Genomic DNA, 10,140 nt, shown 5'->3' with positions numbered 1-10,140 from the left:
CGGAGGAGTGGAGCGGCGGCAGCGTCATGTTGGTATAAGAGACAGGCACAAGGAACAGGCGAAAAAGCGGAGTTTAGTGAGATAAATGAGCATTTGACTCGCTTTGCTCGCCCCTTCGGGGCCGTGCTAAAGCACGTTCAGCCTTTGGCTGTGAGCCTGCTTTTGACGCGGTATTCGGCAACGCAGATCGATTTTCAACGACCCGCTAAGCGCCTGATGACATGCATACGCCCGATGGGTGTATGCATGCTGCTGCTATTCGCCCTGCCGTCCTTCGGCAGGGCTTCTCCTGCGCGCGTTGTATCCATGCATTTCTGTACCGACCAGCTGATCAGCAGTCTGGGCGCAAGCGCACAACTGATATCGGCCAGTTATCTGTCCGATGATGCCAGACTGGGAACGGCAACGTTTTCCAGCCCGTTCCATTTCAATCATGCCAATGCCGATGAAGTGGCCCTGCTGCACCCAAGCCTAGTGGTTACCGATGCCTACAGTGCCAGCAACACACTACAGCTACTCAACAAGCTGCACATCCGTACCCTGAGCCTGCCTGCCCTGCAAAATCTCGACACCATGATGCAGCGTATTACCGTTCTGGGGGATGCCCTGGGCCAGCATGACCGAGCCACCGCGGTGGTGGGCAATCTGCGCTCTGCGATAAGTGGGCTGCTGGCTGCCGGCAAACAACGCCGCACGCTGGTGTTGCAGAACGGTGGCTGGATGGCGACCGATGACAGTCTGGCCATCGATCTGTTGCGCCATACCGATCTGGTAGACGTTCGCCCTGTCAGCCAGCGCAACTGGCAGCGTGCCACAGCGGAGCAGGTCATCACCTGGCAGCCGCAAATCATCATCGTGTTCAAAAGCAGCAACGCCGCGCCTGGGCTGGGTCAGGCCTGGCTGCAGCAGGACTGGCTGCAAAAGGGACCATGGCAGCTGATCACACTGACCGACGATGGCCTTGCCTGCGGCACACCGGAGGTCATTCGCACCCTCGAACAACTCAACCAGCAGCTGGCAATATTACCTACCGATTCATCTCGTTCTCTGGAGCACACTCCTTGAACTCTGACGTACATGCCGCTTCGCGCAGCCTACTGCTGGGCATCAACGAACAGCGCTACCTGCTGCTGATCATTGTTGCCGTGCTGTTTTGTCTTTCACTGATACTGGCACCCGGCGGCAGCTTCAGCATTCCGGATGGTTTTGATACCAGCCAGCTCATTCTGGAGGTGCGCCTGCCACGCACCCTGCTGACCTTCATCACCGGCGCCAGTCTCGGCCTGTCAGGGGCGGTACTGCAGGGTTACAGTCATAACCCTCTGGCGGAATCCGGCCTGCTGGGGATCAATAGCTGGGCGGCACTGGGCGCCGTGATCGCCTTTTATTTCGGCCCTCTTGCCGCACTGGCCTGGTGGGTACCGCTGGGCGGCATTATCGGCGCTGCAGTAGGTCTGGCCGCCCTCGGCTGGCTGGCCCGCCACAGCATGAGCATGACCGGCTTTATTCTGGCGGGGGTTGCCCTGTCGGCACTGGCCTCAGCACTCACCACACTAGCACTGAACCTGGCTCCCAACCCCTTCGCTGCACTGGAAGTCATTTTCTGGCTGATGGGCTCAGCCAGTGATAAAGGGCTGCCTCAGGTCCTGCTGATCATACCGGCCGTGGCTCTGGGCTGCTGGCTGCTGCTGCGCACAGGGCCCAGCCTGTATGGCTGGAGCCTGGGGCCGGATGTCGCCGCTACCATGGGTATCAGCCCCCAGCGCCTGCGGACACGCATCATGCTGGGCTGTGGACTCTGCGTGGGTAGCACCATCGCCATGACCGGCAGTATCGCCTTTGTTGGTCTGGTCGTTCCGCACCTGCTGCGTCCACTGGTCAGACATCGTCCTGACAAGCTGTTGCTACACTCACTGCTGGGGGGCGGTGCACTGCTGTTACTCGCCGACACCCTGATTCGCATCCTGCCCATGGGTAACGAACTCAAACTCGGCGTTGTCACTGCACTGATTGGTACGCCGGTGCTGTTTCATCTGCTTTATCGCCAGCGACAGGAGGAGTAACACATGCAAAGTGGTATGCAACTGTGCACCGCCGGGCTGGAGGTCAGTCATCAGCGTAAAGCTCTGCTGGGCCCGGCAGACGTGACGGTAAGGCAGGGTGAACTTGTCGCACTCATCGGCCCGAACGGGGCAGGAAAATCGACGCTGCTGAAATCGCTGGCCGGGCTGGTCAGCGACTACCGAGGCCAGATCTATCTCAACGATGACAGCTATCGCAACCTGGCACCTCAACAGCTGGCTCGTCATATTGCCTATGTGCCACAGCAACACCAGTGCGCCTGGCCGCTCACCGTCAGGGAGGTGGTCGCACTGGGGCGACTGGCACAGGGCAATACTGTTGATCAGCATCACCCGCTGGTCGACATGGCACTAAGCCGGTGTGATTGCCTCGTCCTGCAGAACAGAACCGTCAACACCCTGTCGGGCGGAGAACTGGCGCGAGTCATGCTTGCCCGGGCGCTGGCCTGCGATACCCCAATGCTGCTGGCTGACGAACCGCTGGCGGGTCTGGACCCACACCATCAGCTGTCGATCATGGCGGTGCTGCGCCGTCTGGCCCACCTGATTACCGAGGGCAGTATCATTCCCAAAGGGGTGCTGGTAGTACTGCATGATCTGGAACTGGCTGCGCGCTTTGCAGACCGGGTCATTCTGATGCACAACGGCAAAGTGCGTGCTGATGGCCTGGCCTCTGAAGTACTGGTGCCAGCTCATATCAATCCGGTCTACGGGGTCGACTTCCGAGTCGACTGGCAAGTCAGACCACCGCAGATTCAGGCTCTGAGCCCGTTCTAGGCCCTATATATGGCAGCCACGCACTCTGTTCACTCACAGCGCAGCCGCTCAGTGTTCTCCAGCTCACTATGGTTATGGCTGCTGGTATCACTGGCGGCTCATGGTGTGGCCCTGATTGCCCTCAGCCAGACCACCTGGCTGCTCAGTATGGGGGAGCCGGGTAGTGGGACAACCAGTGGCTCAGCCATCGCCGTCGAGCTGAGCTATGCAGCCAGCCAGCAACCGGCAGACTCGCCCTCTTTGCCAAAACCGTTATCGGAACAGGCTGAGCAAAGGAATCTGCCTTCACCCTCAGCACCTGAGCCTGTAGCTGTTCCGCCTGCAGCAACCGCTGTCACCATTAAAGAGGTGGAGCACGACCTGACGCCCTCCACGACACCGCCCTTGCCATCATCAGCAACGACTGACAACGAGAGCCGGAAGCTGCCCAACGTGCCCGTAGTCGCGACCATGGCAGAGGCCAGCGAACCGGCCCCCAAACCGCTCAAATCCAAGCCGCTACCCGAAAAAAAGAGCCCCGTCAGCGTTACCAAACCCGCCTCCCACACCAAGCCACCTGCGGCACCCAAGCTTCCAGCAGCGGAGAAAAAGCACGCTACAACATCAATGCAGACTCAGCCGACCAACCAGCCGCTGCAACCTGCCAAACCCGATAGCCCGCCACAGACGGACAAGAGTAAGCTAACGACTCAAAAAGACAGCAGCGCGGGCACTTCACCTCTTGCACAGTCAGCTGAAGCAACAAACAAGGGGAATCCATCGTCAGCAAGTGAAAGGTACACACTGGGCAGTGCAGACAACCCTTCACCCCACTACCCCAGTCGCGCACGGCAGAACAACTGGCAAGGGCGCGTGACCTTGCGTGTGACGCTGGCACCCGATGGCCGTGTCGAACAGGTGGATGTTGCCGAGTCCAGCGGTTATGGCGTGCTGGATCGTGCTGCGCTGGCGACCGTACAGCAATGGCGGTTCCGGGCTGGCAGCGCTGAAACCGTGCTGGTCCCCATCCGCTTCAGGCTGCAGTAAGCAGCTGAGCTTCTGCGTCTGCAGGCCGTCGCCGACCGTTTACCACTTTTCCAGCTGCTGGCAGTACTGCAACTCAGCCGGACTTAGGCGGTAGTGGCCGTACTGGCCTTGCTGATAGCGCTCGGCACTGATCAGGGTTTGCAGCCGTAACAACGACGAAAACAATGCCCGGCGCGCGGCCAGATGCTGAAGTACTCGCGGCACCAGACCAATGTCGGTGTAGCGGCTTTGATGACGGATACGGGTCATTACCGTGCCGGGTATCGGCTCCGCCTGCCAGCACGCCTGACCATCAGGAATACGCAGATAATCCGCCGAGGCAGGAAGACGATTGGCACTCGTCTGCACCTGCAGCCATAGCCTGCCATCAGGATCGGTACCCGCCAGCGACTGCACCAGCAGATCGCGATTGCTGATCGGCCAGGGCGGATTGAAATAGCTGTGCACCAGCTGGCTCAGCGCCTGCGGCTGTGAGACAGGGGCGACAAGAGGCTGGTAGCTGACACGCTCACCATAGGCCACCCATCTGGCAAAGCTGTCAGCATCCTCCAGTACAGCCAGCAGAGCCTGCGGCTGAGCCTCAACCTGAACCTCGCCACGCAGTTCCATGGAGAGGCCATCGTCAGCACCGCGATACCAGACGGCAACCCCTCGGTCACGCTTGTACAACTGCCAGTCGTCTGCCTGCGCCGACACAGAGCACAGCAAAAGCAGCAAGACCGCTGAACAACCGGAAAATACCCGGGCTCCCAATCCACACACTTGTTCAACTCCGGCGATAAGGTCAACAGGCAATGGTGCAGAAACGACAAACCCTGCACTGGGCAGGGTTTGAGCGTGTTCCATACGGCGGTTTAATCAGGGCGTTTCAGCGAAGAAAACGCAGCACTGGCTGCCGCACTGGAAGGTTTCAATGGCGTTGAGGAGCCGGGATGCAGGCCACACTCACGCAGATCAGCATGCTCCCACCACCAGCGTCCAGACCGCACATCCTCACCGAGGGTGACGGAACGGGTACAGGGCGCACAACCGATACTGGGATAGAACTTGTCGTGCAGACTGTTATAGGGCACGGCAAAGTGGCGAATATAGGCCCAGACCTCTTTTTCCGTCCAGTCAGCCAGCGGATTGAGCTTATCCATGTTGTTGCCCAGATCGCGCTCAGTGAACGCCACGTTATCGCGGGTCACGGACTGCTCGCGGCGAATGCCGGTTACCCAGGCATCATAGCCTGCCAATGCGCGTTTCAGTGGCAACACTTTACGTACGTGACAGCAAGCCTTGCGCAGTTCAATGCTTTCATAGAAGGCATTCACGCCATGCTCACTGACATAGGCTTCCACATCCTCAGGACGGGGAAAGAACACCTGAATCCGGCAACTGAGCTGTTGCTGAATGTCCGCCAACAGGGTCAGCGTCTCTTCAGGCAGACGACCCGTATCGAGACAGAACATATTGATCGCCGGTGCATGCCTGGCAATCAGGTGGGTGATGACAACATCTTCCGCTCCCAGACTGTTGGCAAAGGTCACCCTGGCATATTTGCCTTCGGCTTCCTGAAGCAGACGGATACTGTGCTCGATTTTGGCCTGCAGCACATCAGACAGTGCCGCTCTGGCTTGGTTATCGCTCATCTCAGTGTCTCACGGTAATCGGTTCAGTTGGCTCGCCACGGAGCCGGATCGGGCCGGACTGCCCGCACACTGGTGGCGCAGGCAGTCCTTTGAGCGGGTTACTGTGCCCAGCGGCGGAACAGTGGACGGGGATCGTAGGCGCCCCCTTGGTAGTCCACACCGATCTCGCTCAATGCTTCGAGGTATTCTGCCTTGAAGCGATCTTCCGCAATCAGGAAGGCATCAAAACCGCAACGCGCCATGTACTGCAGACGATCACGGGTCACGTCGCCCACTGCGCGGATTTCGCCCTGATAGCCAAAACGCTCGCGCAGGATGCGGGCGTGGGTAAAACCACGTCCATCCGTAAAGACCGGGAAGTGCACAGCCACCAGCGGCAATGTACCCACCAGTTCCTTGATTGTCAGAGTATCGTCGGCAGGCTCGACCAGCGGAGCAACACCACCAGCATGGCTGCTGATCTCACCATTGGCATCGGCCAGCATACGCTTCAGAGGAACGATCACGTCACCGGCAGGCAGCGCAGCCTCGGCATCCAGACACAGGGTCCAGGTGTCTTCAACCTGCTCAATCTGAGACTGTCTGTTAATGATGAGGGGCATATACACGCTCCTTGAAGGGGTCAACACCTACACGACGAACGGTATCCAGGAAGGACTCATCCTCCCCTTCACGCTGTTCCACATATACTTCCAGCAGACGGGCCACTGTTTCAGGCACTTCATCCTGATGTACAGCCTTGCCGATCACCTTGCCCAGACTGGCATCTTCCGCCGCTGAACCACCGATGGTGATCTGATACCACTGCTCGCCTTTCTTATCGACGCCGAGGATACCGATGTTACCTACGTGGTGGTGACCACAGGCATTCATGCAGCCAGACATATTCAGGCTGATTTCGCCCAGATCGTGGACAAAATCCAGCAGCTCAACACGCTTGTTGATAGCTTCAGCGACAGGAATAGTCTGAGCGTTGGCCAGAGAACAGAAGTCGAAGCCGGGGCAGCAAATCATGTCGGTGACGGTTCCCACGTTGGGGCGCGCCACATCCAGCTCAATGGCTTTCTGCCACAGGGCCAAAAGGTCTTTTTCAGCGACGTCAGCCAGCACCAGATTCTGGTCGTGGGTGACGCGCAGCTCACCAAAACTGTACTCATCGGCCAGATCAGCAATGGCGTCCATCTGTGCATCGGTTGCATCGCCGGGAGCACGCAGCAGCGGCTTCAGAGACAGCACGACGATGCGATAGCCCTCAACACGGTGCTCGCGGGTATTGCGCTCAAACCAGACGCGGAAATCGCTATTGCCGGACAACAGCGCCTGCAGACCTGCATCAGCGGCAGCGGCGGAATTGTAAGCAGGCTCGGTAAAGTAGGCTTTCAGGCGAACCACTTCCTGCTCATCAAGCGTCATGGGGCCGTCTTTGACATGCGCCCACTCGGCATCAACAGCATCACGGAATGCATCAATACCCATGGCGTTAACCAGAATCTTGATACGCGCCTTGTACTTGTTGTCACGACGACCGTGCAGGTTGTACACGCGCAGGATGGACTCGAGGTAGGACAGCAGGTGTTTCTTTTCCAGCCAGGGGCAAATCACCTGACCGATGAACGGCGTGCGACCCAGACCACCTCCTACATAGACACGGAAACCCACTTCACCCGCTTCGTTTGGCGTCAGATGGATGCCGATATCGTGCACCTGAGTGGCAGCACGGTCGCGTTCGCTTGCGGTCACCGCGATCTTGAACTTGCGTGGCAGATAGGCGAACTCAGGGTGCAGCGTTGACCACTGACGGATCAGCTCACACCAGGGACGAGGATCTTCCACTTCGCCAGCAATCACACCGGCGTACTGATCACTGGTGGTGTTACGGATACAGTTACCACTGGTCTGAATGGCGTGCATCTGCACTTCAGCCAGCTCCGCCAGAATGTCAGGTACAGATTCCAGAGTCGGCCAGTTGAACTGGATGTTCTGACGGGTAGTGAAATGGCCATAGCCTTTGTCGTAAGTACGGGCAATATGAGCCAGTTTGCGCAGCTGGTCAGAAGACAGCAGACCATAAGGAATGGCCACGCGCAGCATGGGAGCGAAGCGCTGGATATAGAGCCCGTTCATCAGGCGCAGGACACGGAATTCGTCCTCGGGCAATTCACCTGCCAGATAACGGCGGGTCTGGTCACGGAACTGCGCGACCCGATCATCCACCAGACGCTGGTCATATTCGTTATAAACGTACATGGGGCTTTTTCACACACTCAGATTCACGGTTTGTTTCCACATGGACACCGACTTCACGGAAGTACTGTGTCAGCATGCAGCCCTGCTTTATTAGTAAGTTTTCTGCGCAGCGGACATCTGTCCAGTGCGCCATCAGAGCAATTGGGGAGCCAGGCATAGCCTGTTAACTATGTGTGGGTCTCAATGTGCAGGCATACAACCACATCGCTACCCAACCATCACCGACCGCTTCCCGCCCTGCCGAATTCAGCCTGACGACCAGCGATGGCTCGACCCATTTTTACTATTGGCTGAGCATGGTAGAGGAGGAGGTTATATAACTCAAAAGAATAATTTCTTATTTATATAGCTTCTTTGATTATGAAATTAAGGCGGTGTCGTGCTCTGCCCGCTGCACGCCATTCATATATCTTTCGGAAATGACAACATGCCAATTTATTCTTTTTTGTTTTAAATCTATGCCTCTATGATGGCTCTGTTAAAATTCGCCGACACTGTTTTAGGACCCGTCCCCTCTCCAACCCAATCACTAAGTGATTGAACTGCGATGGAGACACTCAAACCAAGCAAATAAGGACAGGGCTGACCAGTGCAAACCGTGATTGCCTGCTAACTGGTTAAACGAAGTTAAAAGGAAAGTGTTCATGTCTATCGCCTTGTTCTATGGCTCAACCACAGGTAACACCGAGGAAATCGGCAAGAAGATCATCGCCAAGCTGGGTGCTGATGTAGACGTCTACAGTGTGGACGATACGCCTGTTGCCGTTGCAGCAGCCTACGACTTCATCATTTTCGGTATCCCCACCTGGGATTACGGCGAGATTCAGGAAGCCTGGCAGGAAGTATGGGATGACGTGGATGACGTCGATTTTGCCGATAAAACCGTCGCGTTTTACGGTCTGGGCGACCAGTTTGGTTACCCCGAATGGTTCCTTGATGCCATGGGCATGCTGCATGACAAAGTCATCGCCCAGGGCGGCAAAGCCATCGGTTACTGGTCTACCGAAGGATACGAGTACGAAGCCTCCAAGGCTGCCACTGCCGACGGCAAGCAGTTTGTAGGCCTGGCCATTGATGAAGACTGGCAACGCGATCAAACCGATGAGCGGGTTGAGCGCTGGGTCCAGCAGATTAAATCGGAAGCAAACCTGGCGTGATGCCGGGTTTGTCTGCATAACGAGGGTGCCATGTCCGAAGCGACCAAACCATCAGTAGTGAATACCCTGTCTGACCGTCAGCTGACTCACCTGAAGCAGCTTGAAGCAGAGTCCATCCATATCATCCGTGAGGTAGCGGCCGAGTTCGAGAACCCGGTCATGCTCTACTCCATCGGTAAAGATTCAGCGGTCATGCTGCATCTGGCCTGCAAGGCGTTCTACCCTGGCAAGCCTCCCTTCCCGTTGATGCACGTGGATACCACCTGGAAATTCCGGGAGATGATCAGCTTCCGCGACGAGATGGCCAAAAAGCTCGGCATGGACCTGATTGTCCATATCAACGAAGACGGTGTTAAGCAGGGCATCGGTCCCTTCAGCCACGGCTCCAAGATCCACACTGACGTGATGAAGACCGAGTCACTCAAACAGGCACTGGACAAGTACGGCTTTGATGCTGCGTTTGGTGGTGCCCGTCGTGACGAAGAGAAATCCCGCGCCAAGGAGCGTGTGTATTCATTCCGCGACAAGAAACATCGCTGGGATCCGAAAAACCAGCGTCCTGAGCTGTGGAACCTCTACAACGGCAAGGTTCACCGTGGCGAATCCATTCGGGTATTCCCGCTGTCCAACTGGACCGAACTGGATATCTGGCAATATATCTTCCTGGAAAGTATCCCAATCGTTCCCCTTTACTACGCAGCAGAGCGTCCCGTGGTTGAGCGCAACGGCACCCTGATCATGGTTGACGACGAGCGTATGCCACTGGAAGCAGGCGAGAAGCCGATGATGAAATCAGTACGCTTCCGTACTCTTGGCTGCTACCCGCTGACGGGCGCGGTGGAATCCACCGCCAACACCCTGCCTGAAATCATTCAGGAAATGCTGCTAACCAAAACCTCCGAACGTCAGGGCCGAGTGATCGACCATGACCAGGCAGGCTCCATGGAGCAGAAGAAGCGCGAAGGGTATTTCTAACAGGCTGTTGAAAAACGTTATCGAGGCCGCCGAGACAAGGAAATACCCCAAGGGCACAAGAAACAGGCGAAAAAGTGGAGTTTAGTGAGCTAAATGAGCATTTTGAGCCTGTTTTTGACGCGGTATTCGGCAACGCTGATAGATTTTCAACAGCCTGTTAGAAGGTAACCTCTGCCGCCGGTACCACGGCAATACTGCCCTGCCCCGCGAGGTGGTTGTTGAGAATACGGTTGTGGTGGCGCA

The 10,140-nt window shown here is 57.1% G+C and carries 10 protein-coding genes; 6 read left to right on the top strand and 4 right to left on the bottom strand.

Annotation, left to right across the window (positions count from 1 at the left end; translation table 11 throughout):
- The first annotated feature begins 246 nt into the window (after positions 1-246).
- Genes WH50_RS26700 through WH50_RS23485 form a run of 4 tightly spaced genes read left to right on the top strand, consistent with a single transcriptional unit; the run spans position 247 to position 3,884 of the window.
- Positions 247-1,065, top strand: coding sequence for an ABC transporter substrate-binding protein (locus WH50_RS26700; RefSeq protein WP_207780455.1), 819 nt, complete (start codon positions 247-249; stop codon positions 1,063-1,065).
- A complete protein-coding gene (locus tag WH50_RS23495) occupies positions 1,062-2,063 on the top strand; it encodes a FecCD family ABC transporter permease (RefSeq protein ID WP_207780454.1) in 1,002 nt (333 codons plus the stop codon). Before WH50_RS26700 ends, WH50_RS23495 begins: the two co-directional genes overlap by 4 nt.
- Before the next feature lie 3 nt (positions 2,064-2,066).
- Positions 2,067-2,858 carry an ABC transporter ATP-binding protein gene (locus tag WH50_RS23490; protein ID WP_110189627.1) on the top strand — a complete coding sequence of 264 codons (792 nt, stop codon included), beginning with the start codon at positions 2,067-2,069 and terminating at the stop codon, positions 2,856-2,858.
- Positions 2,859-2,867: 9 nt separating this feature from the next.
- The gene (locus WH50_RS23485; protein WP_110189626.1) at positions 2,868-3,884 is read left to right on the top strand and encodes an energy transducer TonB; all 1,017 of its coding nucleotides are present in this window, start codon (positions 2,868-2,870) and stop codon (positions 3,882-3,884) included.
- 39 nt (positions 3,885-3,923) lie between these two features.
- Here WH50_RS23485 and WH50_RS23480 read toward each other — a convergent pair whose 3' ends face one another.
- From WH50_RS23480 to WH50_RS23465, 4 genes are all read right to left on the bottom strand, one after another.
- Positions 3,924-4,730 (bottom strand): SRPBCC family protein, encoded by an 807-nt coding sequence (locus WH50_RS23480; protein ID WP_133251415.1) that lies wholly within the window; start codon positions 4,728-4,730, stop codon positions 3,924-3,926.
- 8 nt (positions 4,731-4,738) lie between these two features.
- Complete coding sequence (locus WH50_RS23475) at positions 4,739-5,518, bottom strand: phosphoadenylyl-sulfate reductase (RefSeq protein ID WP_110189624.1); 780 nt, start codon at positions 5,516-5,518, stop codon at positions 4,739-4,741.
- 98 nt (positions 5,519-5,616) lie between these two features.
- On the bottom strand, positions 5,617-6,120 hold the full coding sequence (locus WH50_RS23470) for a DUF934 domain-containing protein (protein WP_110189623.1): 504 nt from the start codon (positions 6,118-6,120) through the stop codon (positions 5,617-5,619).
- Complete coding sequence (locus WH50_RS23465; protein ID WP_104155253.1) at positions 6,104-7,765, bottom strand: nitrite/sulfite reductase; 1,662 nt, start codon at positions 7,763-7,765, stop codon at positions 6,104-6,106. Before WH50_RS23465 ends, WH50_RS23470 begins: the two co-directional genes overlap by 17 nt.
- 644 nt (positions 7,766-8,409) lie before the next feature.
- On the opposite strand from WH50_RS23465, the gene fldB reads away from it, so the two are divergent.
- Both fldB and cysD read left to right on the top strand, forming a co-directional pair.
- Entirely contained in the window at positions 8,410-8,922 is a 513-nt protein-coding gene (fldB, locus tag WH50_RS23460) for a flavodoxin FldB (RefSeq protein ID WP_104155254.1), read from the top strand.
- A 30-nt stretch (positions 8,923-8,952) separates the two neighbouring features.
- Positions 8,953-9,897 carry a sulfate adenylyltransferase subunit CysD gene (cysD, locus tag WH50_RS23455; RefSeq protein ID WP_104155255.1) on the top strand — a complete coding sequence of 315 codons (945 nt, stop codon included), beginning with the start codon at positions 8,953-8,955 and terminating at the stop codon, positions 9,895-9,897.
- Positions 9,898-10,140: the final 243 nt, after the last annotated feature.

Origin of the sequence: Pokkaliibacter plantistimulans, assembly GCF_003194385.1 — a bacterium.
GTDB lineage: Bacteria > Pseudomonadota > Gammaproteobacteria > Pseudomonadales > Balneatricaceae > Pokkaliibacter > Pokkaliibacter plantistimulans.
This window is presented reverse-complemented; position numbering and strand designations above follow the sequence as displayed.